General features: G+C 31.7%; 29 protein-coding genes and 1 pseudogene. 5 read left to right on the forward strand and 25 right to left on the reverse strand.

Annotated elements, in window-relative coordinates:
• Positions 1–13: 13 nt before the first annotated feature.
• The 6 genes from UMM65_RS03325 to UMM65_RS03350 are packed head-to-tail and all read right to left on the reverse strand — an operon-like array spanning position 14 to position 5869.
• Complete coding sequence (locus tag UMM65_RS03325) at positions 14–1435, reverse strand: SDR family oxidoreductase (protein WP_321975051.1); 1422 nt, start codon at positions 1433–1435, stop codon at positions 14–16.
• The gene (locus UMM65_RS03330; RefSeq protein ID WP_321975052.1) at positions 1432–2142 is read right to left on the reverse strand and encodes a lycopene cyclase domain-containing protein; all 711 of its coding nucleotides are present in this window, start codon (positions 2140–2142) and stop codon (positions 1432–1434) included. The genes UMM65_RS03325 and UMM65_RS03330 overlap by 4 nt, the downstream gene beginning before the upstream one ends.
• Complete coding sequence (locus UMM65_RS03335; RefSeq protein ID WP_415859545.1) at positions 2143–2547, reverse strand: sterol desaturase family protein; 405 nt, start codon at positions 2545–2547, stop codon at positions 2143–2145.
• Positions 2548–2601: 54 nt separating this feature from the next.
• Positions 2602–3438 carry a phytoene/squalene synthase family protein gene (locus UMM65_RS03340; protein ID WP_321975054.1) on the reverse strand — a complete coding sequence of 279 codons (837 nt, stop codon included), beginning with the start codon at positions 3436–3438 and terminating at the stop codon, positions 2602–2604.
• Positions 3422–4918, reverse strand: a complete 1497-nt coding sequence (locus UMM65_RS03345; RefSeq protein ID WP_321975055.1) for a phytoene desaturase family protein — start codon at positions 4916–4918, stop codon at positions 3422–3424. Before UMM65_RS03345 ends, UMM65_RS03340 begins: the two co-directional genes overlap by 17 nt.
• 48 nt (positions 4919–4966) lie before the next feature.
• Positions 4967–5869: a MerR family transcriptional regulator gene (locus tag UMM65_RS03350; RefSeq protein ID WP_321975056.1), complete on the reverse strand. Its 903-nt coding sequence runs from the start codon at positions 5867–5869 to the stop codon at positions 4967–4969.
• Between the two features lie 125 nt (positions 5870–5994).
• Between UMM65_RS03350 and UMM65_RS03355 the strand changes: the two genes are divergently transcribed.
• Positions 5995–6489 (forward strand): RNA polymerase sigma factor, encoded by a 495-nt coding sequence (locus UMM65_RS03355; RefSeq protein ID WP_321975058.1) that lies wholly within the window; start codon positions 5995–5997, stop codon positions 6487–6489.
• Between the two features lie 5 nt (positions 6490–6494).
• Complete coding sequence (locus UMM65_RS03360; RefSeq protein ID WP_321975059.1) at positions 6495–7118, forward strand: hypothetical protein; 624 nt, start codon at positions 6495–6497, stop codon at positions 7116–7118.
• Here UMM65_RS03360 and UMM65_RS03365 read toward each other — a convergent pair.
• Positions 7113–7733 (reverse strand): L-threonylcarbamoyladenylate synthase, encoded by a 621-nt coding sequence (locus UMM65_RS03365; RefSeq protein WP_321975060.1) that lies wholly within the window; start codon positions 7731–7733, stop codon positions 7113–7115. The genes UMM65_RS03360 and UMM65_RS03365 overlap by 6 nt on opposite strands.
• Before the next feature lie 12 nt (positions 7734–7745).
• Here UMM65_RS03365 and UMM65_RS03370 point away from each other — a divergent pair, with 12 nt between their 5' ends.
• On the forward strand, positions 7746–8621 hold the full coding sequence (locus UMM65_RS03370; RefSeq protein ID WP_321975061.1) for an alpha/beta hydrolase: 876 nt from the start codon (positions 7746–7748) through the stop codon (positions 8619–8621).
• A gap of 16 nt (positions 8622–8637) precedes the next feature.
• Here UMM65_RS03370 and lptB read toward each other — a convergent pair whose 3' ends face one another.
• The 4 genes from lptB to UMM65_RS03390 are packed head-to-tail and all read right to left on the reverse strand — an operon-like array spanning position 8638 to position 11800.
• A complete protein-coding gene (lptB, locus tag UMM65_RS03375) occupies positions 8638–9381 on the reverse strand; it encodes an LPS export ABC transporter ATP-binding protein (protein WP_321975062.1) in 744 nt (247 codons plus the stop codon).
• A gap of 9 nt (positions 9382–9390) precedes the next feature.
• A complete protein-coding gene (locus tag UMM65_RS03380; RefSeq protein ID WP_321975064.1) occupies positions 9391–9978 on the reverse strand; it encodes a YdeI/OmpD-associated family protein in 588 nt (195 codons plus the stop codon).
• Positions 9979–10002: 24 nt separating this feature from the next.
• Positions 10003–10833 carry a twin-arginine translocase subunit TatC gene (tatC, locus tag UMM65_RS03385; RefSeq protein ID WP_321975065.1) on the reverse strand — a complete coding sequence of 277 codons (831 nt, stop codon included), beginning with the start codon at positions 10831–10833 and terminating at the stop codon, positions 10003–10005.
• A 1-nt stretch (position 10834) separates the two neighbouring features.
• Entirely contained in the window at positions 10835–11800 is a 966-nt protein-coding gene (locus UMM65_RS03390; RefSeq protein WP_321975067.1) for a KpsF/GutQ family sugar-phosphate isomerase, read from the reverse strand.
• Between the two features lie 239 nt (positions 11801–12039).
• On the opposite strand from UMM65_RS03390, the gene UMM65_RS03395 reads away from it, so the two are divergent.
• The gene (locus tag UMM65_RS03395) at positions 12040–14238 is read left to right on the forward strand and encodes a RecQ family ATP-dependent DNA helicase (RefSeq protein ID WP_321975137.1); all 2199 of its coding nucleotides are present in this window, start codon (positions 12040–12042) and stop codon (positions 14236–14238) included.
• Between the two features lie 111 nt (positions 14239–14349).
• On the opposite strand, the gene UMM65_RS03400 is transcribed toward UMM65_RS03395, so the two are convergent.
• The 13 genes and pseudogenes from UMM65_RS03400 to UMM65_RS03460 form a co-directional block, all read right to left on the reverse strand.
• The gene (locus UMM65_RS03400; RefSeq protein WP_321975068.1) at positions 14350–15045 is read right to left on the reverse strand and encodes a ZIP family metal transporter; all 696 of its coding nucleotides are present in this window, start codon (positions 15043–15045) and stop codon (positions 14350–14352) included.
• Positions 15042–15767, reverse strand: coding sequence for an SAM-dependent methyltransferase (locus tag UMM65_RS03405; protein ID WP_321975069.1), 726 nt, complete (start codon positions 15765–15767; stop codon positions 15042–15044). Before UMM65_RS03405 ends, UMM65_RS03400 begins: the two co-directional genes overlap by 4 nt.
• A gap of 203 nt (positions 15768–15970) precedes the next feature.
• Positions 15971–16886: pseudogene (locus tag UMM65_RS03410) on the reverse strand (bifunctional metallophosphatase/5'-nucleotidase).
• 243 nt (positions 16887–17129) lie between these two features.
• Positions 17130–17630 (reverse strand): 5'-nucleotidase C-terminal domain-containing protein, encoded by a 501-nt coding sequence (locus UMM65_RS03415; RefSeq protein WP_321975070.1) that lies wholly within the window; start codon positions 17628–17630, stop codon positions 17130–17132.
• Between the two features lie 47 nt (positions 17631–17677).
• On the reverse strand, positions 17678–18115 hold the full coding sequence (locus tag UMM65_RS03420; RefSeq protein WP_321975071.1) for a hypothetical protein: 438 nt from the start codon (positions 18113–18115) through the stop codon (positions 17678–17680).
• Positions 18116–18282: 167 nt separating this feature from the next.
• The gene (locus UMM65_RS03425) at positions 18283–19959 is read right to left on the reverse strand and encodes a PhoX family protein (RefSeq protein WP_321975072.1); all 1677 of its coding nucleotides are present in this window, start codon (positions 19957–19959) and stop codon (positions 18283–18285) included.
• A 53-nt stretch (positions 19960–20012) separates the two neighbouring features.
• Positions 20013–20321 (reverse strand): hypothetical protein, encoded by a 309-nt coding sequence (locus tag UMM65_RS03430; RefSeq protein WP_321975073.1) that lies wholly within the window; start codon positions 20319–20321, stop codon positions 20013–20015.
• A 193-nt stretch (positions 20322–20514) separates the two neighbouring features.
• The gene (locus UMM65_RS03435; RefSeq protein ID WP_321975074.1) at positions 20515–20982 is read right to left on the reverse strand and encodes a hypothetical protein; all 468 of its coding nucleotides are present in this window, start codon (positions 20980–20982) and stop codon (positions 20515–20517) included.
• 48 nt (positions 20983–21030) lie between these two features.
• On the reverse strand, positions 21031–21282 hold the full coding sequence (locus tag UMM65_RS03440; RefSeq protein ID WP_321975075.1) for a DOMON domain-containing protein: 252 nt from the start codon (positions 21280–21282) through the stop codon (positions 21031–21033).
• Between the two features lie 6 nt (positions 21283–21288).
• Positions 21289–21639: a MerC domain-containing protein gene (locus tag UMM65_RS03445; protein WP_321975076.1), complete on the reverse strand. Its 351-nt coding sequence runs from the start codon at positions 21637–21639 to the stop codon at positions 21289–21291.
• Positions 21636–22949, reverse strand: coding sequence for an MFS transporter (locus UMM65_RS03450; RefSeq protein ID WP_321975077.1), 1314 nt, complete (start codon positions 22947–22949; stop codon positions 21636–21638). Before UMM65_RS03450 ends, UMM65_RS03445 begins: the two co-directional genes overlap by 4 nt.
• Positions 22946–24355, reverse strand: a complete 1410-nt coding sequence (locus UMM65_RS03455) for a DUF3526 domain-containing protein (protein WP_321975078.1) — start codon at positions 24353–24355, stop codon at positions 22946–22948. The genes UMM65_RS03450 and UMM65_RS03455 overlap by 4 nt, the downstream gene beginning before the upstream one ends.
• Before the next feature lie 10 nt (positions 24356–24365).
• The gene (locus UMM65_RS03460) at positions 24366–25067 is read right to left on the reverse strand and encodes an ABC transporter ATP-binding protein (protein WP_321975079.1); all 702 of its coding nucleotides are present in this window, start codon (positions 25065–25067) and stop codon (positions 24366–24368) included.
• 81 nt (positions 25068–25148) lie between these two features.
• Here UMM65_RS03460 and UMM65_RS03465 point away from each other — a divergent pair, with 81 nt between their 5' ends.
• A complete protein-coding gene (locus UMM65_RS03465) occupies positions 25149–25529 on the forward strand; it encodes a Fur family transcriptional regulator (protein WP_321975080.1) in 381 nt (126 codons plus the stop codon).
• A 28-nt stretch (positions 25530–25557) separates the two neighbouring features.
• Here the strand turns inward: UMM65_RS03465 and UMM65_RS03470 are convergent, their stop codons facing one another.
• Positions 25558–25749: a hypothetical protein gene (locus UMM65_RS03470; protein WP_321975081.1), complete on the reverse strand. Its 192-nt coding sequence runs from the start codon at positions 25747–25749 to the stop codon at positions 25558–25560.
• Positions 25750–25782 lie beyond the last annotated feature (33 nt).

A 25782-nucleotide genomic window follows, 5' to 3' on the forward strand; every position in this document is an offset into this window, starting at 1 on the left:
TCTCCAATTTTAGTTAAACCTTCACTAATTTATTGATCATACCATTAAATATAAACCCATGGAACGGCCAAACACTATACCAATAAAACCGCCCCAACAATCCTTTAGGTCTAAAAACCGCACGTTGATACAATATGTTTTTTATAACGGTAAACTCAAGCCAAGCCTCTCCCGGTAATTTCATTTCTGCATAAAGCAATAATCGCTTTTCCTTTCTATTTGCATATAATACTCGCCAAAAATCTAAAGAATCTCCAGCACTCAATTTAGAGGGGTGGGTTCTACCCCGCCTTAGCCCAATACCACCTAACAATTTATCTAAATAACCTCTTATTCTCCAAAGAATATTTCCATAATACCAACCATTATCACCTCCTATAGACCATATTTTTTCGATGGTTTTTTCCTCATTTTTCACTTCCCTTTTTTTAACATCCTTATAGCAACCAGAATGAGGAACTTCAATATATTGTGATAATTTTTTATTGAACCGACCACTAATAAAAGAATCTTTCCAGCTTGAGACGCTACTGTTCTGCTCAATTTTTATAAATGCCTTTTCTACGGCTTGTTTATAAGATATAGGATCAATATTTAAAATTTTATTAATGTTACTCGATTTGCCTATAACTTCCACTTTCATGCTATCGACTAAACTTATTGCTAATTTGTACGAAGTTGCGGTTATAAAATACAACCAATAAGAAGATAACTTCGGTGTCATTACAGGTACAGAATAAATGTATCGTTTAAACTTCCTTACTTCAGCGAATTGCAAAATCATCTGTTTATAAGTAAGTACCTCCGGGCCAAAAACATCGTAGGAATTATTATATAATTCTGTTTTACCTATTGCTTTTGATAGAAAAGCCAAAACATCTCTTATGGCAATATATTGCGATTTGGTTTTTACCCATTTTGGTACAATCATTAAGGGTAACTTTTCAACCAAATCTCTAATAATTTCAAATGAGGCACTGCCGCTTCCTACAATTATTCCCGCTCTGAAAGTGGTTAGAGCATACTTTTTCGATTGTAATGTGTTTTCTACTTCTTTTCTGGAAGCTAAGTGTTTGGATAAACTACTATCATTGACAATACCACTTAAATAAATAACTTGTTCAGCATTTGTAGATTCGATTGCCTTTTTAAAATTTAAGGCACATTGTTGTTCTAATTTTTTAAAATCTTTTGTGTCAGCGGACATCGAATGAATCAAATAATAGGCTACATCAATATCTTTTGGAATCTCTTTTAATGTATTTTCTTTTAAAAAATCTACCTCTATCAACGAAATGTTTTTATTGTTTTTAACCACCTCTGGTACTCTACCTTTATCTCTTACACAACAAAATAGATTATGGCCTAAATCCAATAATATGGGAATTAACCGTTTGCCAATATAACCAGTAGTACCTGTGAGTAGAATATTCATACAGTTGCTTTATTTTTATTTGTAAACAATGATGATTTTTTGATTTTTTCAATCAAAACAATACTACCAAATAGCATAGTAAATGCATAACCTATATCTTCAATGGGCATGGTTCCTAACCGAATGCCTAAATTTTCTGAATTGTTGTACCAAACAACAGGTTCTTCAATAAAACTACCTGTTAAAATTCCGTTTACAAGAAGCATTGGAATCAGAATAATTAAAAAAGTGATGTAAAATATAGGTAACTGCCTGTTTTTTGTAAAGTAGCTGTACAATAATAATACTGATAAAATTATATAATTATAAAAAGTATAAGCTTTATCATAATTTTTAATAGCAACAATTAGTAACAGAAGAATTAAGCTAATGGTAATAATATTAGTTATTTTTATGGATAATGAAATCGTTGGAAAAAAATATTGAAAAGCATAATGGATAAAAATACTAGCGTAGGGAATACAAATAAAAAACAGCCATTCTTCAATTGGCAGACCTAAAATGCTTAAACCAACCAAATAATTCTCATTAAAACCCCAAATGCCATTTTTAGTGAAGTTAATATCCCAAATTATAAAGAAGACTCCTACAATTATTATAGATAAAAAAACTTCTTTCCACCATTGAATAAAACGCATTTTTTTTTCAAAACTGTACAAAAACGGAATGCTCAGCGAAGCTAAATTTAATATGAGATAGAGTGACATTTATATCTTAAAATATTTAAATGGAACGAACAACATACCAAAGCATTCTCCATCCTCCTTACCCAAATGTTTATGGTGGACTTTATGTGCTTTTCTAAGTCCAATAAGGTATTTGTTTTTTGTGTTTTTAAACCATTTAAATCTTTGATGGATCAGCACATCATGTACTAAAAAATAACAAGTGCCATAAATTAGAAACCCTAGTCCAATAAAAAACAAAGAGTTTAAACCGTTATGAGCCAACCCGAAATAAAACAACAAAATACTGGGAATGGCAAAAATCAAGAAAAACACATCGTTTTTTTCAAATTTATGCGGATATTTAGGCTGGTGATGATCTTCATGAAAATACCACATAATACCATGCATTACGTATTTATGTGTTAACCATGTTACTGCTTCCATACATAAAAATGTAATTATTGTTATTGCTATATATTTTAAAACCAGCATACTATTTTACATTAAATTTAACTTGTAAGTTACAAAAGATTTAGCCAATAGACTTATTTTACGTGGGTTTGAAACCCTGATTCTTGTATTTAAAATTTGTTCTGAGGGCGTTCTTTTTAATTTGTTCAATAAAGTTCTGTAATAGATGTAAGCGGTATAAACACCAAATTTAGCTTCTTTTGGCAAGTTCAAAATTCCTTTATAGGCTATTTTAAAATCATCTTCTATTTCTCTAATAATTTTTTGTTTTGAATCTAAATCTAGATTTTCGAAATGAACTTCAGGAAAGTAAGAACGATTTAATACTTCAAGATCGTCTTTTAAATCTCTTAGAAAATTTACTTTTTGAAATGCCGAACCCAACATCATTGCCGATTCTTTAAGCTCATTGTATTTTTTTGAGTCTCCATTAACAAATACTTTCAAACACATTAATCCTACAACATCGGCCGAACCATAAATATACTCCTCATATTCCTTCTCTGAATAATCGGTCTTTACCAAATCCGATTTCATACTCTTTAAAAAGGATTGAATCAGATGGTCATCAATATTATATTTTTTTACAGTAAGCTGAAAAGCGTTCAATATCGGGTTTAAACTTATACCTTCATGATATGCTTTATAATAATCTTTTTCAAATTCGTCTAACAAATGTGCTTTGTCAAAATTATGGAAAGTATCTACAATTTCATCTGCAAAACGCACAAAACCATATATACCATAAATGGCATTGCGGATAGAGGGTGCAAGCATTTTTACAGCTAACGTAAAAGACGTGCTGTAAGATTTTGTAACCAATTTGCTACAACCCATTGAAACATTTTTAAACAATTGATCCATCTGTTTTTGGTTTTAATATTGGATAGTGTTTTTGTATTGAACTTGCCGCAATTTTTCCAGAGATTAACGATGGCGGTACACCAGGTCCTGGCACCGTTAATTGCCCTGTAAAAAATAAATTCTTTATTTTTTTGCTTTTAATTTTAGGGCGTAAAAAAGCGGTTTGTGTAAGTATATTGGCCAAGCCATAGGCATTTCCTTTATAAGAATTATAATCTTCTATAAAATCCTTTACACAGAAAGATTCTTTGAATAGAATATGTTCTTTCACTTTTTGGCTAGTTAAATTCTCGAACCTTTCAATAATGTGATTAAAATATTTCTCGCGTATTTCAGGCGTATCTACAATACCCGGAGCAATTGGAATTAAAAAAAAGCCCGCTTCTTTATTTTCTGGTGCAAATGAGCCCTCCGTCAAGCTTGGGAAATTACCATAAAACAATGGTTCTTTTGGCCATGATGGCTTATCGTAAATTTCAACGGCATGCTTATCAAAATCTGTATCAAAAAACAATGTATGGTGCGATACATTTTCTATTTTCTTATCAAAACCCACATAAAACAATAACGATGACGGAGCAAAAACTTTTTTGCCCCAATAGCTTTCTGAGTACTGTCTGTATGGTTTATCCAATAATGTTTCTGTATGATGGTAATCTGCACCACTCAATATAATATCTGCTTCCAATAAAGTATCATCCGTTTGAATTCCGACCGCTTTATCGTGTTCAACTACAATTTTTGAAACATTTTTACTTGTTTCAATATTAACTCCTAAACTTGTAGCTAAACTAGTCATAGCCTTGATAACTTCGTACATACCTCCTTTTGGGTGCCATGTGCCCAATCCAAAATCGGCATAGTTCATAAAATTGTAAAATGAAGGCGTATTGCTGGGCTTTGCACCTAAAAACAGTACTGGAAATTCTAATATTTGAACAAGTTTATCGTTTTTTATCTTTTTTCTTACTTGTTTTCTTATACTAGTAAAAAACTGATTTACCCTTTTAATGGTTACAGGAGTGATTAATTCTGCAATTGAATTCCCTGGTTTATAAACCAAATCTTTAATGGCAACATCATAATTAAATTTTGCTGAATCTATAAACTGTTGCAGGTATTTAGAACTTCCCGGTTCTACTTTTTCAAAAGTTTCTTTTATTGCTGTTAAGTTGTCAGCAATTTTTATACTATCAGATTTTCCAAAATAAACCTGATAGGCAGGGCCTAACTTACTTAACTCATAATAATCAGATGATTTTTTGTCAAAGTCGCTAAAGAAACTTTCAAAAACATCGGGCATCCAATACCAAGAAGGTCCCATATCAAACTTAAATCCATCTTTTTTAAAAACTCGTGCTCTACCGCCTATGTTTTCATTTTTTTCAAGTATAGTGACATTGTAACCCGCTTTAGCAAGATAACAAGATGCGGCTAACGAAGAAAAGCCTGAACCGATTATGATTACTTTGTGTTTCATTTTGTTTAACAAATATAATAATTTATTAAACAAAATGAAATTTTTACGCTAAATAATTTCCAAAACTTTTTTGAGCGAAGATATCGCTTGAATTTTTGGGTAGGGAATCTCTTTATCATAATCAGCAGCTCTTTTGCCTAAGAACCAAAAGTTATTATTCGTATTTTTTATTAAATCATCATGTATTTTTTCCAAATAATCGTCTATGGTATTTTCACTTGGTTCTACTGTAAAATAGGAAATAAAATGTATATTATTATACAATAATTTTAAGTCCTCTATAGCCTCTATAGCAATGTTTTGACCTAAATAAATAGAATGGTAACCTCTTAAGGTTAATTCGTAGTGCAAAAATAAAAGACCTAATTCATGTATCTCGTTCATCGGCAAAAACAAGACAAATGTTTTGTCATTTTCTGTAAAATTAGATACTTGATTTCGTTCAATATTTGTATACAATTTCTGCATAATCAAATTTGAAATAAAGTGTTCATGTATTGGCCTTATTGATTTGCTCTGCCATAAAAAACCTATGTGATCTAATAGAGGAATAAAAACTTCTAAAAATATCTCTCTAAAAGATTTATTGGCCAACAATTTATTGTAGGCATCGTTAAACAAAACTACGTTAAAATTAAGCATAGCCAATTTAAAAGAATTAATAGCCCCTTCTTCCATAGCCTTTTCTGCAACAACTTCCTTTGCTTTTAACAACAATGTATCTTCTGAAAATTTTGCGATTTTAGAAATCTTGTAACCATTATTATAAAGTAAATTAATGTTTAAAAGTTTAATGAAGTTATGCTCGTCATAATATCGTATATTAGTTTCGGTTCTGGAAGGTTCGAGCAGATTGTACCTCTTTTCCCAGATTCTAATGGTATGTGGTTTAATACCGGTAAAATTTTCTAGATCCTTGATGGAGAATTTAGTCTTAATATTGTTTAACATAGCTGGTAAATATTTAAACAAATATACATTTTTTTATTTATTTGGGTATTAGCTGATTATTTTTATCCTTAACAAGTGTAACAAAGTTTACTAGAAAACTACTAATTACTTGAAATCATTAACCAGTGAACAAAGCGTTAGAGCATAAATTTATTTCAGATTTAGAAGAAAATCAAAATATAGTGCATAAGGTATGTAGAATCTATACCAATAACAAGGATGCTCATAATGATCTATTTCAAGAGATTAGTATTCAACTCTGGAAAGCATACCCCAAATTTAGGGGCGATTCTAAATTTAGTACCTGGATGTACAGAGTTGCCCTTAACACCGCAATAACCTTGTACCGAAAGTCTAAACGCTCAATTAAAACACAGGATTTTGAGTCGGTTCTGTTTAAAATAGAATCGGTTGATTATGATGATACCGAAGAGGAACAATTGAAGCTATTGTACAAAGCAATATATCAGTTATCTGATATTGACAAGGCTTTAGTGCTTCTTTATTTAGAAGATAAAAATTATAAGGAAATTTCTGAAATGATGGGAATAACCGAAGTAAACGCGAGGGTAAAAATGAACCGTGTAAAAACTAAATTAAAAAATATACTTAATCCTTAAAAACTATGGATCAATTAGAATTATTAAAAAAGGATTGGAAAAAACAAGATGGTGCACTGCCAAAATTATCTAAAGAGGCGTTGTCTAAAATTATTCATAAAAAATCGTCTTCAATCGTAAAATGGATCTTTATAATTAGTGTTTTAGAATTGGTTATTCCGGTTGTTATATCATTATTTACAGGTAATGCTAAATCTTCCGTTACAATTGAGAAATTAGGTTTAACAACATTCATTAATACATTTTATGGTTTTTATTACGTTGTGCTTATATGTTTTGTTTATTTCTTCTACAAAAATTATAGATCAATTTCGGCTGATGAAAATCCTAAAGTTCTAATACAGAACATTTTAAAAACCAGAAAGATTGTTAAATATTATATATGGTTTAATTTAGCCTTGATCCCAATTGTGTGCTCAGTTGTGTTTTATGGTTTCTTTAAATCTGACGTGTTCTTGAGCCAAATTCCAAAAGACACTAATATGATTGTTGTTTGGTTACTATCTTTATTTATAATACTTATTATGGTAGTATTGTTTTGGTTATTTTACCAATTATTATATGGAATATTATTAAAAAAATTGAATAAGAACTATAAGGAATTAATGAGTAACGGAGAAAATTTATAATATATCCAAACTACCTTTTCCTTCTCTTATCACCTCAATTTCATCTTGCGATAAGTCTATAACCGTAGAAGGTTGGTTATCGCCATAGCCTCCATCAATAACAACGTCCACCAATTTTTGCCATTTTTCAAAAATCAGTTCTGGGTCGGTAGTGTATTCTATCACATCGTCATCATCACGTATAGAAGTTGAGACAATTGGGTTACCCAATTCTTTAACAATAGCCAACACAATATTGTTGTCAGGCACTCTAATTCCCACAGTTTTTTTATTCTTAAAAGCTTTTGGCAAATTATTATTGCCTGGCAAAACAAAGGTATAGGGTCCGGGCAATGCCCTCTTCAAAATTTTATAGGTGGGCGTATTAATTTGTTTAACATAATCCGAAAGGTGGCTTAAATCATTGCACACAAAAGATAGGTTTGCCTTGGCTAGTTTAATGCCTTTGATACGTGCAATTTTCTCCATTGCTTTAGCGTTAGTAATGTCACATCCCAAACCGTAAACGGTATCGGTTGGATAAATAATCAAACCTCCTTTTCTAAGCACTTCAACTACTTTGTTGATTTCTTTGGGATTAGGATTGTCGTTATAAATTTTTATAAATTGTGCCATAAAAACTGGATTATGAAAAGTAAAATTAGTCAATTATTATTTTCTCTATCGACAATAATACTTTTGTTTATTTCTTGTACAGATGATTCCTCGTCTCCGGAGACCATTTTGGAAAAATCGCAATCCAAAGATGTTTCCTATGGAGATCATCCACAACAAAAATACGATATTTATCTTCCAAAAGGAAGAACTTCCAAATCTACCAAAGTTTTTATATTGGTGCATGGTGGTGGTTGGATTGAAGGTGATAAAAACGATATGAATGCTTTTATACCAGAGTTACAAAAGGAATCACCAAATCATGCTATTGTCAATATCAATTACAGATTGGCATCAGAAGGCAACAGTCCTTTCCCGATGCAAATTGATGATATTAAAGCTATTATAGCTGATTTAAAATCTAAAAAAGAAGACTATCAAATATCCAATCAATACGCGTTTATTGGTTCAAGTGCTGGTGCACATTTATCTATGCTATACAGTTATGCTTACGATATTAACAATGAAGTTGATATGGTCTGTAGTATAGTAGGCCCGACAAATTTTACTGATGATGCCTACGTAAATGCTACTGAAATTACATATGCTTTGCTGGCACTTCAAATACAAAACATTACTGGAGTATTATTTCAGCAGAATATGCAGTTTTATAGAGATAATAGTCCTTACCATGTGGCCACTACTTCAGCACCACCAACTATTTTATTTTATGGAGATGAAGACCCATTGATACCTTCATCACAAGGTAGAGATATGCACGAAAAACTAGATGAATTGGGCGTGACCAATGAATTTACTATTTATACCGGAGAAGGTCATGGATGGACCGGTGAGAATTTATTGGATACAACTGTTAAATTGAGGGCTTTTATTAAGGTTCACTTTTAAGAGCTAAAAAAAGTATTTATTTTAATTTCTGCTTTGCTTTTTTCAATTCAAAACTTTCACCTAGATAAACCTTTCTGACCATTTCATCTTCAGCCAGTTCTTGAGGTGTACCTTCTTTTAAAATTCCACCTTCAAACATTAGATAGGTCTTGTCGGTTATGGCAAGTGTTTCCTGAACATTATGATCCGTAATTAAAATGCCAATATTTCTATCCTTTAAATGCGAAACTATACTTTGTATATCTTCGACGGCTATAGGGTCAACACCTGCAAAAGGTTCATCCAATAAAATAAAATTTGGGTCAGAAGCCAAAGCCCTAGCAATTTCTGTTCGGCGACGTTCACCTCCAGAAAGCAAATCACCTCTATTTTTTCTTACATGACCAAGACTGAATTCGTCAATTAAAGATTCCAGTTTTTCTTTTTGTTGTTTTTTGGATAGTTCTGTAAATTGCAAAACCGCCATAATATTATCTTCCACGGACAGCTTTCTAAATACCGATGCTTCTTGAGCCAAATACCCTACACCTTTTTGGGCACGTTTGTACATAGAATCGTCGGTTATATCTTCATTGTCTAAAAATATTTTACCTTCATTAGGTTTTATCATTCCCACAATCATATAAAAAGAGGTGGTTTTACCTGCTCCATTTGGACCTAATAAACCAATGATTTCTCCCTGTTCAACTTGTAGGGAAATTCCTTTTACAACTTTTCTGCTACCGTAAGTTTTTTCAATATTTTCTGCTCTTAAAATCATTTGCTCTATTTAGCAATTTTTATATTTATCATTTAAACCAACATTATTCAAAATCATGGGTATAATTTTTTCCAGTCTTTTAATTTTAGTTTCTTGACGTTTTGCACCTGAAATATAATCGGCAAACTCTCTCTTTTTTCCATCTGATAAAGCATCAAATTTGTTAGCCAATTCCTTATTATCATTTAAGAAAGTCGCCAGTTCCTGGGGAATTAGCAATGGTTTCTTTTTAACTGAAACCTTTACTCCTTTCTTTTCAACTTCAATTGCTTCTTTAATATAAGCTTTTATTAATTTTCCATCTAATTTTGAATCCTGTTCAAAACGCCATTGCCGCATTACTGCCGTTTTTCCTTCTTGAGCATTCAACAAGACTTTATTTTTATCTTTCAGTAAAGCTCCTTTAAAAAACCACAATCCATAGTGGGCTTTAAATGCACCAATACCAACCACATTTTTTCCGTTTAATGTATAGGTAGGCATTCCCCATTTAATTGTTTCATTTAAGTCGGTTGACATAATTATTTTTCTAAGAAAGATTATTTCTTCCGAAAAATTTTTATGCTTTATTATATATTGTTCAACCTTTGGGTTCATAACTGTAAAAATAGATAAAAAAAATTAAGCCTTAGCTGCTCTTTTTTTCTCCTTACGTGCAATTACAACAGCAATAAATATACTTACCTCGTACAAAATAGCCATTGGTATGGCCACAATAAACTGACTAATTACATCAGGAGGGGTTATAATGGCAGCCAAAAGTAGCAATACTACAATTGCATACTTTCTATACTTTCTTAAAAACTCAGGAGTTACCAAGCCCATTTTTGCTAAGAAATAGATAATGATGGGCATTTCAAAAATTAAGCCTGCTGCTAAGACCGAAGCTCTTAGCAAACCTATATATGAACTTATATCGATATTATTACTTACTTCTTGGGCAACACGATATGAACCCAAAAAATTTATGGATAAAGGTGTAATTAAATAATAACCGAACAAAACACCAAGAAAGAACAACAGAGAAGAAATAATAATAAAACTCCTAGCATGTTTTCTCTCTTTAGCATAAAGTGCCGGTTTTATAAATTTCCAAATCTCCCACAAAATAAATGGAAAAGCAGCTATAAATCCTACTGTAATAGAAGTCCAAATATGTGCGGAAAATTGCCCCGCCATGGTTCTACTTTGCACTATAAACGGAATGTCATCAATACACAGACCATTGGTGCCAAATTTTTGGGAAAGATTACATAGGGCCTTGTAGGTATAAAATTCAGGATTTTTTGGCAGTAAAATAATCTTCTCGAATATGAAAGTTTTCATTAAAAAAGCAATGGAACTCATTATAAGTATTGCCAGTGTAGAACGTACCAAAGTCCATCTTAACACTTCAAGATGATCTAAAAAGGACATTTCGTTTTGTTCTTTCCCTTTTAATTTTTTAGCCATTTTATATAATTCCTTCTTTTAATAAATCATGCAAATGTACTACTCCTTTATATTCACCCTCATCAGCTACAAGCAGTTGTGTAATATTGTTATTTTCCATAATGTCTAAAGCGGCAATTGCCATAGCATCAGAGGCTATTACTTTAGGGTTTTTTCCCATAATATCTTTAGCGGTTAAGGCAGTGAAATTATCATTATTTTTAAGCATTCGTCTTATATCCCCATCGGTAATTATACCAATTATCATCTTATTTTCGATTACGGCAGTAGCACCTAAACGTTTCTCTGAAATTTCAATAATTACATTGGTTATAGAATCATTAGGCTTTACAGCTGGTTTAGTATTTTTTTCTATCAAATCTGCAACTCTAAGGTATAATCTTTTCCCAAGAGTTCCCCCGGGATGGTATTTTGCAAAATCTTTACTGGTAAAGTCTTTCATTTCCAATAAACAAATCGCTAAAGCATCACCTAAAACTAATTGTGCAGTTGTGCTAGTGGTCGGTGCTAAATTATTTGGACAAGCCTCCTGTTCCACAAAAGCGTTTAAGACAAAATCTGCCTGAGTTGCCAAATAAGATTGTACATTACCGGTAATGGCAATAATTTTATTTTTAGAATCCTTTATTAATGGAAGTAATACTTTAATTTCAGGGGTATTACCACTTTTAGAAATACAGATAACTACATCATCCTTTTGTACTATGCCCAAATCTCCATGAATAGCATCTGCCGCATGCATAAATATAGAAGGTGTACCCGTAGAATTTAATGTGGCCACTATTTTTGAGGCAATATTGGCACTTTTACCAATTCCGGTAACAATTACACGACCTTTTGACTTTAGTATAAATTTAACTGCATTTTCAAAATCTTTATCCAAAAAATTTATTAAATTCGCTATCGCCTTACTTTCAATAGTAATACTTTGTTTGGCAATTTCTAAAATATCTTTTTTAGTGTTCAAATCAGGAATTATTATTATATAAAAATAAAGTGGTATCTTTAGTTGCAAATGTATCTAAAATTATAGAATTGGTTTAAATTTTTTGTATTAAAGCGAAAATTAGTTGTTTTTTGTTTAATTGAAACCTTTTTTGAGTTGCATAGCACCGCTACGGAAGGAAAAAAGTTAAAAAGTAGGCAAAAAAGTGCATTTTTTTAGCTGATGCAAAAAGTTTAAACCAATTCATTGACAAATATATAATAAGAGTGACAAATTTAAACTTACACGACGCCTTAAAACAATATTTTGGCTTCTCCAAATTTAAGGGATTACAAGAACAAGTTATTAGAAGTATTATTAATAAAGAAGATGTCTTTGTTATTATGCCTACAGGTGGTGGAAAATCTTTGTGTTACCAGCTACCCGCATTAATTCAGGAAGGCACTGCTATTGTGGTTTCTCCATTAATCGCCTTAATGAAAAATCAAGTTGATGCCATAAGGGGTATTTCAGAAGATGAAGGCATTGCACACGTACTTAATTCATCATTAAACAAGGGTGATGTGGCCAGGGTTATGAACGATATTAAAACGGGTGTAACCAAACTATTGTATGTGGCTCCGGAATCATTGACCAAAGAGGAATATATAGATTTTTTAAAAACACAGAAAATATCTTTTGTAGCCATTGACGAGGCACATTGTATTTCTGAATGGGGTCATGACTTTAGGCCTGAATATAGAAATCTTAAAAATATTATTGAACGTATTGATAACGTACCCATTATTGGGCTTACGGCTACGGCTACACCCAAAGTGCAAGAAGATATTTTGAAGAATTTGGGCATTACTGATGCCACAACTTATAAAGCCTCCTTTAATAGACCTAATCTATTTTATGAAGTAAGACCTAAGACCAAAGATGTAGAAAAAGATATTATCAGGTTTGTTAGGGGTTTTAAAGATAAATCGGGTATAATATATTGTTTAAGCAGAAAAAAAGTAGAAGAAGTTGCCAATGTTTTAAAAGTGAACGGAATTAAGGCATTGCCTTATCACGCTGGGTTAGATGGAAAAACAAGAGCCAAACATCAAGATATGTTCTTAATGGAAGATGTTGATGTTATTGTTGCTACTATTGCTTTTGGAATGGGTATAGACAAACCTGATGTGCGTTTTGTTATACATCATGACATTCCTAAAAGTTTAGAAAGCTATTATCAAGAAACAGGGAGAGGCGGTAGAGATGGTGGCGAAGGCCATTGCCTTGCTTTTTACGCCTATAAGGATATAGAAAAGTTAGAAAAATTCTTATCTGGCAAACCCGTAGCCGAACAAGAAATTGGTCATGCTCTATTGCAAGAAGTGGTTTCTTATGCCGAAACCTCAATGTCTAGACGAAAATTTTTATTACACTATTTTGGTGAAGAATTTGATGAAGCAAATGGTGAAGGGGCAGATATGGACGATAATGTCAGAAATCCTAAAAAGAAAAAAGAAGCCAAAGATGAGGTTAAAGTATTATTGGAAACCATAAGAGACACAAAAGAAGAATATAAGTCCAAACAAGTTGTAAATACTTTAATTGGAAAATCCAATGCGTTATTAAAATCTAGGAGAACCGATGAACAATCTTATTTTGGTATAGGAAAAGACAAAGATGGTGCGTTTTGGATGGCATTGATTCGACAAGTTTTGGTAGCAGGATACATCAACAAAGAAATTGAACAATACGGTGTGCTGAAAATTTCAAAAAAAGGATTGGATTTTATGAAAAATCCAACCTCTTTTATGATGACCGAAGACCATGTTTACGGGGACGGAGATGATAGCAATATTATTACAAATAATAAATCTTCGGGTGGAGGTGTCGATCAACAATTAATGGCTATGCTAAAAGATTTACGAAAAAAAGTGGGTAAACGTAAAAGTGTACCTCCGTTTGCCGTTTTTCAAGATCCTTCGTTAGAAGACATGACTATAAAGTATCCCGTTACAATAGAAGAACTCTCCAATGTTCATGGTGTTGGTGACGGTAAAGCGAAAAAATTTGGTAAAGATTTTGTAGAATTGATTCAACGCTATGTAGATGAAAATGATATTACAAGGCCGGACGATTTAATCGTAAAAACAACTGGGGTTAACTCTGCTTTAAAATTGTTTATAATCCAAAATACAGATAGAAAACTGCCCCTGATCGATATTGCAAAATCTAAAGGTCTGACTATGCTCGAATTGACCAAAGAAATGGAACGCATAGTTTATTCCGGCACAAAACTAAATATAGATTACAGTTTAAACGATCTATTGGACGAAGAGCAACAAGAGGAAATCCACGATTATTTTATGGAAGCCCAATCAGATAAAATACAAGAAGCTCTTGATGAATTTGATGGGGATTATGATGAAGAAGAATTACGATTGATGCGAATTAAATTTTTAAGTGAAGTGGCTAATTAATAAAGTTCAGCGTTAAGAAAAATTGATAATTTTCGTTAAAGACCCATATAAATTCGAACAGATTATTTCCTTTCCACATAACAATCGGCAATTGTTACTGCTAACAAATTTTTAATGTCCAAGTATTTGCGTCCCCAAAAAAGCTAAAGCAAACCCCATTAATACCGCTATGAATTTTTGAATATTAAACTTATGGTTTTGAGAACTTTCAAAAAGGATAGCTGTGGCAATATGTAAAAAAACACCAACAATTACTCCGGTAATTTCTGTGTGGTAGTTTTCAAATAAAGATGTGCCATTACTGAATAAAAGTCCCAATGGGCTCATCAATGCAAATAAAAGAATAAAAGTGTAGATCAGTTTTTTTGAGAGTGAAGTTTGTAATAAAAACACAAAAAGCACTACTGTAACGGGTATTTTGTGGATAACAATGGCCCATAAAAGCAAATTACCATTGACCATGTTTAACGGTATTCCTTCTAAAAATGCATGAATGCACAGACTAAAAAACAATAACCAAGGTATCTGTTTTACATGAGAATGCTTGTGGTTGTGAATATGTCCATGTTCTGCTCCTTTTGAAAAATATTCAAGTATAGTCTGAATTAGAATTCCTACAAGAATATAAATACCAACGTTTTTTTGATGTGATTCAAAAACTTCGGGCAATAAATGTAAAACCGTAATAGATAGCAGGTACGCACCACTAAAAGATAATAAAAGTTGGATAATTTTAGTGCTAGGTTTTACAGCAAGTACAATAAGTACACCTGTAAAAACGGATAAGATTAAGGCTACAAAGCTCATTCTAAAATCAATATTAACCGGCTAGAATTTTCAATATCAAAACCCTCTAATAAATATGAACCAAAAATATGTTTTAATTCTAAACCTACTGCCTTAAAATATATTTTTAGCGTATCTAACGGTAAAAATTTTATATTTTCTTTATAAAAATGTTCCTTACCATCCGCAAAAAAACGAATATCTTTAATTATTGCATTCCCATCCACGGTTCTGCTTATATGAAAATCAATATCGTTTTTGTTTATGGTTTCATTGTAAACAATAGATTTTTTAACCTGGTTAACATTCATAAAATCAATTACCAATACACCATTCTCTTTTAAACCATTTTTTAAGTTTTCTAAAACCTGAATATTGGTATGTTCGTCATCAAAATAACCAAAACTTGTAAATAAATTAAAAATGGCATCGAATTTAGTTTGAAATGGTTCACGCATATCGTGTACTTCAAAATGCAAGGTCTTATTTTCAAACTGTTTAGCAAAGGCAATACTGTTTTCGGACAAATCAGCACCAATTACATCATAGCCTAGATGGTTTAAAAAAACAGAATGTCGCCCCCTACCACAAGGTAAATCTAAAATTTTGCTGTTTTTTTTAAGTTTAAGAAAAGAAACCAGATGCCGCATAAAGACTTGGGCTTCATCATCATTTCTATCTTGATACAAAATATGATAATACTTTGTATCAAACCAATCTTTAAACCATTCTTGCTTTTTCATTATGGGTTTTAAAAAGGCAAAAGTAGTGAATTGATTTTAGGTTGCAGGTTCAGATTTTGAAAATTACCTACTATGAGTCGTACTTGGAAAATAGCATCTAAATAGAAGTTACTATCAATATCATAAACGAACCTAACCGATAATTTAGAGCTGTATTTTTCTCATCCGAACCTGCCTTTTTACATAACTTTGTAATTTTAAAATTACACCAAAATAGTTGTTCCTTTTGATGTTTTATTATTTTGTTCATCAAAATAAAAATCGACCCTCCCTAAGTTTATTCCATAAGCACCCACTTGATTTACAAGCATATTTTTTCCCGTCCATATTTTTAACAATAGTTGGTTTTGGTAAAAACGTATGCGTATGACCCCCAATAATTAAGTCTATATTTTTAGTAATCTTAGCTAAATTCAAATCAGATATCTTATCTGGGTTATTTCTATAGTAATACCCCAAATGCGATAAACAGATAATCAAATCACATTTTTCTTCATCTTTTAATTTACTGGTGATGTGTTGGGTTATTTCTACAGGGTTTAAGTATCCTGTTTCCTTATACATTTTTTTATTGACTAATCCTTCTAATTTAATGCCTAAACCAAATATTCCTATTTTTACTCGATCTTTAATTATAATTTTATAAGGCTTTACATGGGTATCTAAAACTGTATTTTTAAAATCGTAATTGGCAGAAACAAAATCGAATTTTGCATTTGGTAATTGCTTAAATAAACCATCTATTGAGTTGTCAAAATCATGATTGCCAATAGTTGCTATATCATATTTTAACATACTCATGAGCTTAAATTCAAGTTCACCTTCAAAATAATTGAAATAAGGTGTTCCTTGAAAAATATCTCCAGCGTCTAATAATAATGTATTTTGATTTTCTTTTCGTATTTGTTCAATCAATGTAGCTCTTCTAGCAACTCCCCCTCTATTCGCATTCCTACTGTGATTTGCTTTAAAAGGTTCAATATGGCTATGGGTATCGTTTGTATGTAAAATAGTAATATGGCGTTGCCGTTTTCCGGTAAAAGAGGTTAATGTAAATCCCCCAACCATTGTTAACGCTGAACCTGCTCCTATTTGTTTTATAAACTTTCTTCTTTTCATATTACTTAATTGTTACACGGTTATCAATTGCCGTTATTAAAGTATCTGTTTGCTTAAAATAATCGATAATGGCATCTCTTACCTTGTAGTCTAATTTTGTTAGCTTTTCTGGATTTTTAAAAAAATCCATTTTATCACCGCCACTTTGTAAATAGTCTGATGTTAATATATTGTAGGTTTTGTTTTTGTCGAATTTTATATTGTTAATTTTTAGAGTATAATGATTTTTTTTAATCAGTAATGCTATGTTTTTTGATAAAGGGTGTGCTTTTTTATTTTTAATAAAATAATTAATTCAATTACTTTACTACCTGAAAGGTTTACAACAACAAGTTCATTTTCAAAAGGCATTAATTTAAAAGCGTGTTCTTTTATTATATTTCCAGCTGGAATTGTTGCACGTAATCCCCCATGATTAAACATCGCAAAATCTATAGATGTATTTGTTTTCTCTTTAAAAATTGGATTCGCCATTTTAAAACACATGTCGGCCATTAAATTTCCTAAACTACTCTGCATTTCCATGCTTTCTTTGGTTAAGTCCGTCGGTGTATAGCTCAACACTTTTTCCATTTCGCGTGTCACTTTTTCTTTATAGGGTTTAATAATACTTTTTATCTTTGCAGAAGATTGGATAGTGCTATCTATAGCAATTGTTTTTGCAGTTATTCTAATGAGGTCTATATCTGTTTTTTTGCAAGAAGCCAGTAAAAGAAAAAAGCAAAGAAAATGTAATGATTTCATTTAACTAATATTTGTCGGTAATTTAAAAATTATGGAATTATACCGTTTTATTCGATTAATATTCCTTTACAGTCGGTAAGAATATAATTAAAATGTTCTACATCGTCTTTGTTTAGTTTTAGTGTTCCGGTTATAGCCACTATATTATCGGTTTTAAAACTTGGTTTATTTTTAAATTGAACTTCTATTGCCGTTTCTGGTCCACCTACCCCACAGAAAAAACAGGATGACATAGGCCCTTTCGATAAAACAAATAATTTTTCATTTGGGTCTATATTTAAAAAGTAGCCCTCAATGGTAATTAGTTTTCCCTCTAACGCTTTTACTGAAGAAGAAAACTCTGGATACTTAAAATAATCATCATATTCAGGAAAATATTTAACTGTAAACTTAACTTTTGATAAATCTTGCCAAGTAATTTCTTTTTGACAATAACATATAGAAAACGATAAGAGTATAATCAAGGTTGAAATTTTATTTTTCATTGCATAAAATTGTTGAGATATTCATTTTTATTAAGTGCAATAATCCTTTCTTTCATTTTTATACTGACCTTGTTCAGCAATACTGTCTTTCTAGCTCATAGAAAACCACTAATTACAGTTACAGATAGATTTTTCATTTTATTTTAATATAGATAAAATCTACACTTCTATTTGATTTGATTTAGTTTATTCATTTTTTCGATTAAATCGCCTGTAATCGCAACAACCGCAGGTTTTGGAATATTGTCTTCATCAAAAGGCCATGTACTGGTTGGGTTGTTCAAATCTTTAGTTTGCTCTCCCGGGTGCTGAACACTTAAAAATAATGTTTTTCCATCTGGTGAAAACCAAGGACCGGTAAGTTCTGCATCTTTTGGTGCCGATGCCACCTGAATTACTTTCCCTGCATCTTTACCATGTCGTGGAATTACAAATAGGCCATTATTTTTAAAGGGCATATAGGATTTATCTTCTCTGTTCATAGCACTTCCGGACATATCTGAAGTTATCCAAAGATTTCCTGATAAATCGAACGCTAAATTATCTGGACAAGAAAAACCGCTTTCTTCGCCACCAGCTTTATATGTGGAAGCCTTAAAGGTTAAAGCATCAAAAGCTCCGTTGGTTTCTTCAATTTTCAGAATAGAACCATGAAAATCGTCTTTACCATAGTTATTGGTCAGCGAAACAAATATATTTCCAATGACAGGATCTATTTCAATATCCTCAGGACGATTTAACTCGGTAGCACCCAACAATTTTGCTGCCTCTCTAACTCTAATCAACATCTCGGTTTGATTTTTAAATTTGTTTTTTAATAAAGGCTGGTTTTCCCAATCCAAGGCTAACCATTTTCCATTAACCGCATCTGCTACATATAGTGTTCCTTCTTTTAAAGACCCCGGTTTAGAAGAAATAAACTTGTATAAATGTTCATTATTTTTATCGTCTCCAGTATAAGCAACTACTCGTTTATCTTCAAGTTCATATAACGTACAACACTCATGGGCAAACCTTCCCAAAGCAATATGTTTTTGTGCCGTTCCGTCATTTGGATTCACTTCAACCACCCAACCATAATGTTCTGGCGGATAATTATAAAAGTTTTCCCAACCTTGCCAACTCGATCTGTGACTAGCTACATTATTCTCATCATATTCGGTTTCACCAAAAAAACTATCGTAGTTTTCTTCGCAGGTCAAAAACGTTTTCCAAGGGGTAATGCCACCAGAGCAATTACTATGTGTACCTATTACCGTGGTTTTCCCTTTTATGGGCGTATCCCAATTTAATCGGATTGGTGTTTTTGCGGTTATACGTCTATTAAAAGGGTCATTTTTAACCACTTTCCATTTACCGTTTTCTTCTTTAACCCGAACAATACTTCCACCCACGTTATACATTTCTTTATCTATTTGTTCTATAGTTCGATGCTCAGATGGGTTTTCATAGCTTCTACGATCGAAATCAGAAACAAAAAGCGGATTTACATATTCATGGTTTACCCATAACAAACCATCTTTAGGGTTATTATCATCAAAAGGAATAAAACAGGTAAAATCGTTATTGAATCCAAAAGTATCGGAGTCACTAATCTTATCGCCCCATTTTATGATTACATGATAATCCAGACCATTTGCCAATAGCAAATCATCTTTATCGGAAGGGTCCAAACCTTTTAAAACAAGCTTTTTAAGAGCAATGAGCCTTTTATTAGAAGTTGTGTTAAAATCTCTTGTTGGTGTAGTTGTACTACCACAACCTATTAAAAACGGGGGCATAAGCACAGTACCCAAACTAGCTTTTCCTATAAAGGAAATAAATTTTCTTCTATTGTAATCCATAGTGTTCTTATTTTAAGTAGTCTACACGCGATTAAATTAGTGGTTTTTATTTTTTAATTTAAATGATGCTTTTTTAAACAAACTAAATTAGAATATATAGTAGTGAACACATCCTTATCATTCTCATATATTTTATTGACTATTTTAATAGGCCAGTTTGATAGACTGGTTAATTGCAATTCCATTCCTTTTATTTTTTTATTCAAATAATAGGATAGAATTGTGAATTGACGATTGCCTTTTTGAAATGCTATTTTAGAATGTTCCTTTTGCCTTCTAATTTCGCTATAGAAGTTACTTAATGCCCCAATATTAGAAAATTCTTCATTCCCCAATGCATTCAAAACAATTTTATTCTCCAAAGAAAGTACAAAATAAATTTCTTCGATTTTGTGCTTTCTAATAATTTGTTTTATGGACTCTATTGTCTTGCAATCATAAATAAAGATACACCAAGTGAAGTATAAAAATAATTCTCATACTTAAATGTATTGTTAATGGTATGTTCTAGGTAATCTGTAGAGCAGATAAGGAAAAAATATTTTTGCATTTGGTCTATGCCCTTGGATTATATGGAAATGATGAATGATGTAAATCAATTTTCAACTCTTCATCAATTAATTTATAGCCAAATGTATATTCAACTTTTGCTTCATTACCGTCTAAATCGATAAAAAAGTAATTTCTCATTGCAATGGCACAGTTTTCTTCCAAAATAAGATTGGAATTTTCAAACCTTACTTTTGTCCAAGGTTGAATAGCAAAACCTTTATCCTCTTTACATGCACGGTTTTCTCCCGCAATAAAATAGAACAAGGCCTCTGGTTTTGTAGGCCTAAACTGTTCTATTTCACATTTTGTTGGTTTAAATGAAACCGCCCCAGCTTCAAAAGCATAGGCAGTATCAAGAAACTCATTTGCAAATTTCTCACATTCAGTTCTATTGCCCTTAAGACTACCTATTTTCACTACACCATTGCCCCAGTTGTTTTGAGCCTCTATTACTTGTTCTTTTGTAATCATTGTTCAAATTTTTAATTGCAATTAATATTATTTACTGTTGTATTATTTTTAAGAATTCATTTCGAGTAGATTGTATAGATAAGAACCGCCTTGTCGAGGTTCCATTCTAAAAAAATCTATTATTTCAGGTACGTTTTTCCAAATGGCTTCATCCAGTTTGCCATCTAAAATTATTTTTTCTTGGGTTTCAATAGCTGTTACTACTGGTGCATTCTCAGGTGGTGGAAAATTTTCAGCCTCTTGAGCATTCAAGCAATTTCCAAAGCATAATAATATTAGAATATAATTGTATAGCTTCATATAAAATTATTTAGAACAATATCGTATGTTATAAAAATGTCCAAGAATAATTAATGATGAAAACAAGAACATCCCATATTCAAAAATTTCAGAATGCTCTTCCAGCAATATTGATATTACAAAACCAACAAAAGCTACCCATAAAAAAACACTAGTTCGTTTAAAAAGTTGTCCATTGGTAGCTTTATATATTGAAATAAATGTTATTAAGATAAATAGGTAAGCAATTATCGGATGATGCAAAAAACCTATACCCATTGTTAGCAATGTTGGTACTGTAAGACAATGAATTATACAGAGAAAAGCATTCGCCATTCCTAATTTATCTGCCCAAAGTATCTTTTTCATCGGTGTCATTTACTAAATTTTTTGTTGTATTCTAAATATTTTTCTTTATCTACTTTAACATCATTCCAAATGTCTAAAACCATTGTTTCAATACGTTTATCAACTAAATTTTGAATATCGTCCCTGTAGGTTTTATAGTCATTATAATGGGTATGAGAAAGATGATTTAGCTTATTCTGAAAATAAGTTATAGGATTGAACCAATAGGTTTTTGAAATAAATTCATTTTTAGATTGATTATCTTCTTCTATACTAGCGGTTGCATCTTTCATTGCGACATTGATTAATGCTTCAATTGAATTTCGTCTTGCTCTTTTTATACTAATGGTGTCTTTTGAAATCTCAGTTTGTTTTAAACTTGGGTACATTTTAAAGAGCTGTACATCGATCAATTCGTCTGGTAGATTATAGATTTCTTCTGTTTTGTCCCTTTTGACATCAATTATGTCTATCATTAAATTGGTTGGTTTTTCTATAGCTATCCATTGTTGAATAGCAGCAGGAATGATAAATGCAAAAAGCAACCAAACGCCAATCATTTGTAAGGTGTTTGAAACGGTATTCTTACCATATTTTATAATTAAAAAATAAATAATTACCCAAAATAAAAGATAGATCGATATCCATAAAAAGATATTCCAAAAAGCAGTACCTCCAATAAATACGTTGGTAAGTGAAGCACCATAAAGCATTACCCCAAATAATGTAAATAAAAGTAATATGCTGTAAAATACAGTTCTTGATAGTATCCACCAGTTTTTTGAACCTGTTTGCACAAAAACAAGCGGTAAAAAACCTTGTTCAGCTTCTGAACCTTTGATATTATAAAGTAAGACCAACAACAAAAGCGGTAATAGAAATAGGACTACGAACGAAAAATCTAAAGTACCTGACTGGACACGCTCTGGATTGGCAATTTCTTTTGCCATATCTGTATCGAAAGGACTGCTTGAGGTGCTGATAGCTTTGTAAAACCCGTAGTGTTCTGTCTGTCCGATATTATAAACTATGGCTGGTGAAGGTTTTTTAAAATGATAGGTGGGTGTGTTCCAGATAGCCCAAAATGGTTGTGTATTATCTACCCAAGGTCTATTCTTTGGTCCTTTTTCTCCATTTTTAAAGTAAGACAGTATCGTCTTCTTTTCGGTTTCTGCTTTTTTATTGAGCCTTTCTATTTCTGTATTTTGCCTTTCATATAAATCTGCACCATTGTGCATACCATAAATACTTGCTATTATAAAAAGTAACAGTGCAACAATTTTAAAAGGACTACGGACAAAATGTTTCCACTCGTATAAAAATATGCTTAAATTTCTCATACGATCTGTATTTTTTTAGTTCCAACAGCAATAAGGATAATTACAATAATTGACCATAATACAAGTAAGCCTAAATCCAACATATAATTTGATAAGACGGTGGAAACTTGTATAAGTTTATGATTGAAATCAGGAATAGACTTAAAAAATTCATTATCTTCTTTCCAGCCCCAATTACCGGTTTTTGAACCACCAAAAGTTTGTTTATCGTTTAACATTTTAATAAAAACCCTTCTATAATTTTCCACTTGTAACAAAAACTCTTGATGATGCAAATTATCACTTGCCATAAAACCCATACTTGTATTTTTCAAGGAAATAAAAGGATTAACAAAACCCCCTAATTGAAAGCTCTGTTTCTGTTTTTGCAATAATTTGCGGTTGTTTCCAAAATGTTTGTCCCAAACAATATTTCCATACTCTTCATCGGCTTGCATACGCATACCATCAAAATTTATGGGCAATTGAGATAAACTATCCACACCATAATCTTTTAAAACTTTCTCTTTTAGTGCTAGCCCTCGTTTATCAGCGGGATTGTGCCCATCAATACCTTTTGAGCGGTCTTCTTTCATAGCAGAAGTAAACTCATTTCTACTTGGTAATTTATGCCATTTTTCAGCAGAGCTCATTAAAATATTCGGTAAAAACATGGTCCAGATTATCCAAATACCTAACATAGATGTTAAGGCTAGTGTTGCGTTTTGCCAACGTGCGGAAAAGAAAACCGTGAGTCCACTAATTATAAAATAATATAAAACGTATGATAAAAAGAACAATCCTGTTCTGGTTACTATTTCTGCAGTTAAACTTTGAAAATTTAAAATTCCATATACTGCAATGACAAAAATTAATAACAAAATACCATACAACCAAACGGAAACTGTTTTAGACACAATAATCTGTAGAGGTTTCGCACCTTGCATGACGAGCAATTTAAGCCTTCCGCTTTGTTTTTCGCTACTAACTGAGGTAAAGGCCAAAAAAATCAATAGTAGTGGAATCATGTATTGTAATAAGAGCGAAGGTTTTAGCTTTCCAAATCGAGAGATTGCCTGCATTTGTGAAGCTTCGGAATGTACTATTTCATTTTGCACGTGTCCTTCAACTCTAATCACATTTCCAGTAACACTATTAACACCTTCATCAAGACTACTCAATAAATTAGAAGGTTTAAATATATACGTGCCATAATGTGCAGCACTATGAGGATTCATCTCATCAATACTTACCCATTGCTGACGTACGTGGTCTTTAGCATTTTTGTGTGTTTGCTCTTGCTTTTGTGTTTGATAGTTCCCTAAAGAAACAGCTACAAATAAGATTAAAATAAACGCAACACTTATGCCTAAAAAAATACGACTACGGACTAAAAATCGCCATTCGTTTTTGATGATGTGAAACATAATATTCGTATTAGTTTTTCATAAATTGAAGGTACAATGCTTCAAGTTCATTAGCACTTACATCTTTACTATTAAGTTCTTTTACTAAAATTCCGTTTTTTAAAATCCCGATACGGTTACAAACTTCACGAACACGAAAAATATCATGTGAAGCCATTAAGATAGTTGCACCTTCTGAAGCTAATTTTTTAAGAAGCATAGAAAGTTCGTTGCTCGCCATAGGATCTAAACCACTAGCGGGTTCATCCAATAAATAGACTGTTGCTTTTTTTGCGTAAGCAATAGCAATACCTACTTTCTGTCGCATTCCTTTGGAATAACCACTCACTTTTTTATCGTGTGCCTCATTTTCTAATCCACAAGTTGTTAAATGGTCTTCTAGCTCACTATTAGAATATTTTAATCCAGCCAACTTGCAGAAATAATCTAAATTTTCTAAACCGGATAAATAAGGATAGAGATTTACGTTTTCTGGAATATAGCCAACAAATTTTCTGGTATCTTGGGCATTTTTGCTAGTATCTAAATCATTGATTTGTACCTTACCTGAATCTGGACTTAAAAACCCCAATAACATATTGATTGTTGTAGATTTACCAGCACCATTTGCACCCAAAAGCCCTAAAATTTCCCCTTTTTGAACCTCTAAATTCAAATTTTGAACAGCAAGGTTTCCTTTAAATGATTTGCTAACGTCTAGTAATCGTACCATAAAATTATTATTAATGCAACTGAGTTGCGAAATTATAAAATAAAATTTGTAATTGCAACTTAATTGCATTAATTTTGTATTATGGGAATAATCAGAAAAACAAAAGCTGTAGCTTCGGTACTTCAAATCTTTGAAAGAAATAGCGAAGCTAATTCTGTTGTAAATCTAATTGAACTCTTAAAAGATGAAATGAATAAAACCACTGTCTATCGTATTTTAGATAGACTTGAAAAAGATGGTGTTATTCATTCTTTTAACGGGAAAGATGGTTTAAAATGGTATGCTAAGTGTAAAGGATGTTCTGCTCATCATCATTCTGACAAGCATCCACATTTTCAATGTACAAAATGCAATAGAGTTGAATGCTTGTCTGTAGAAATCAAAATACCATCTATAAAAAATCATAAGGTAGATGCTACAGATATACTTTTAATGGGACAATGTGGAGTTTGTTCTGCTTAAGTATTGGTTATAAAAATTAATTTGATTCTTATTTCGCTAAAACAATTTCATCGCAATCCTTAACTTCTCCATAATAAGTTTCTCTATATTTATGTAAGGTCTTTATTGGAAATCCGAATATATATTTTTTAATATAAGTAACTCTAGCTTTTAGCTGCCCCATATTTTTTGTATATCGCATTTCTGTTTTTGTTTTCCTTCTAACATATAGTAATTTCATCTATTTACATTTTACATTTCAAGGGTATAACCT

Origin of the sequence: Aureibaculum koreense (assembly GCF_034296135.1) — a bacterium.
Lineage (GTDB): Bacteria > Bacteroidota > Bacteroidia > Flavobacteriales > Flavobacteriaceae > Aureibaculum.

Bases quoted from the DNA above. Each gene is read 5' to 3' on its own strand.
- UMM65_RS03325 (WP_321975051.1), bottom strand. From the start codon at position 1,435: ATGAATATTCTACTCACAGGTACTACTGGTTATATTGGCAAACGGTTA.
- UMM65_RS03330 (WP_321975052.1), bottom strand. From the start codon at position 2,142: ATGTCACTCTATCTCATATTAAATTTAGCTTCGCTGAGCATTCCGTTT.
- UMM65_RS03335 (WP_415859545.1), bottom strand. From the start codon at position 2,547: ATGGAAGCAGTAACATGGTTAACACATAAATACGTAATGCATGGTATT.
- UMM65_RS03340 (WP_321975054.1), bottom strand. From the start codon at position 3,438: ATGGATCAATTGTTTAAAAATGTTTCAATGGGTTGTAGCAAATTGGTT.
- UMM65_RS03345 (WP_321975055.1), bottom strand. From the start codon at position 4,918: ATGAAACACAAAGTAATCATAATCGGTTCAGGCTTTTCTTCGTTAGCC.
- UMM65_RS03350 (WP_321975056.1), bottom strand. From the start codon at position 5,869: ATGTTAAACAATATTAAGACTAAATTCTCCATCAAGGATCTAGAAAAT.
- UMM65_RS03360 (WP_321975059.1), top strand. From the start codon at position 6,495: ATGGATCAATTAGAATTATTAAAAAAGGATTGGAAAAAACAAGATGGT.
- UMM65_RS03365 (WP_321975060.1), bottom strand. From the start codon at position 7,733: ATGGCACAATTTATAAAAATTTATAACGACAATCCTAATCCCAAAGAA.
- UMM65_RS03370 (WP_321975061.1), top strand. From the start codon at position 7,746: ATGAAAAGTAAAATTAGTCAATTATTATTTTCTCTATCGACAATAATA.
- lptB (WP_321975062.1), bottom strand. From the start codon at position 9,381: ATGATTTTAAGAGCAGAAAATATTGAAAAAACTTACGGTAGCAGAAAA.
- UMM65_RS03380 (WP_321975064.1), bottom strand. From the start codon at position 9,978: ATGAACCCAAAGGTTGAACAATATATAATAAAGCATAAAAATTTTTCG.
- tatC (WP_321975065.1), bottom strand. From the start codon at position 10,833: ATGGCTAAAAAATTAAAAGGGAAAGAACAAAACGAAATGTCCTTTTTA.
- UMM65_RS03400 (WP_321975068.1), bottom strand. From the start codon at position 15,045: ATGAGCTTTGTAGCCTTAATCTTATCCGTTTTTACAGGTGTACTTATT.
- UMM65_RS03405 (WP_321975069.1), bottom strand. From the start codon at position 15,767: ATGAAAAAGCAAGAATGGTTTAAAGATTGGTTTGATACAAAGTATTAT.
- UMM65_RS03415 (WP_321975070.1), bottom strand. From the start codon at position 17,630: ATGAAATCATTACATTTTCTTTGCTTTTTTCTTTTACTGGCTTCTTGC.
- UMM65_RS03420 (WP_321975071.1), bottom strand. From the start codon at position 18,115: ATGAAAAATAAAATTTCAACCTTGATTATACTCTTATCGTTTTCTATA.
- UMM65_RS03425 (WP_321975072.1), bottom strand. From the start codon at position 19,959: ATGGATTACAATAGAAGAAAATTTATTTCCTTTATAGGAAAAGCTAGT.
- UMM65_RS03435 (WP_321975074.1), bottom strand. From the start codon at position 20,982: ATGATTACAAAAGAACAAGTAATAGAGGCTCAAAACAACTGGGGCAAT.
- UMM65_RS03440 (WP_321975075.1), bottom strand. From the start codon at position 21,282: ATGAAGCTATACAATTATATTCTAATATTATTATGCTTTGGAAATTGC.
- UMM65_RS03445 (WP_321975076.1), bottom strand. From the start codon at position 21,639: ATGACACCGATGAAAAAGATACTTTGGGCAGATAAATTAGGAATGGCG.
- UMM65_RS03450 (WP_321975077.1), bottom strand. From the start codon at position 22,949: ATGAGAAATTTAAGCATATTTTTATACGAGTGGAAACATTTTGTCCGT.
- UMM65_RS03455 (WP_321975078.1), bottom strand. From the start codon at position 24,355: ATGTTTCACATCATCAAAAACGAATGGCGATTTTTAGTCCGTAGTCGT.
- UMM65_RS03460 (WP_321975079.1), bottom strand. From the start codon at position 25,067: ATGGTACGATTACTAGACGTTAGCAAATCATTTAAAGGAAACCTTGCT.
- UMM65_RS03465 (WP_321975080.1), top strand. From the start codon at position 25,149: ATGGGAATAATCAGAAAAACAAAAGCTGTAGCTTCGGTACTTCAAATC.
- UMM65_RS03470 (WP_321975081.1), bottom strand. From the start codon at position 25,749: ATGAAATTACTATATGTTAGAAGGAAAACAAAAACAGAAATGCGATAT.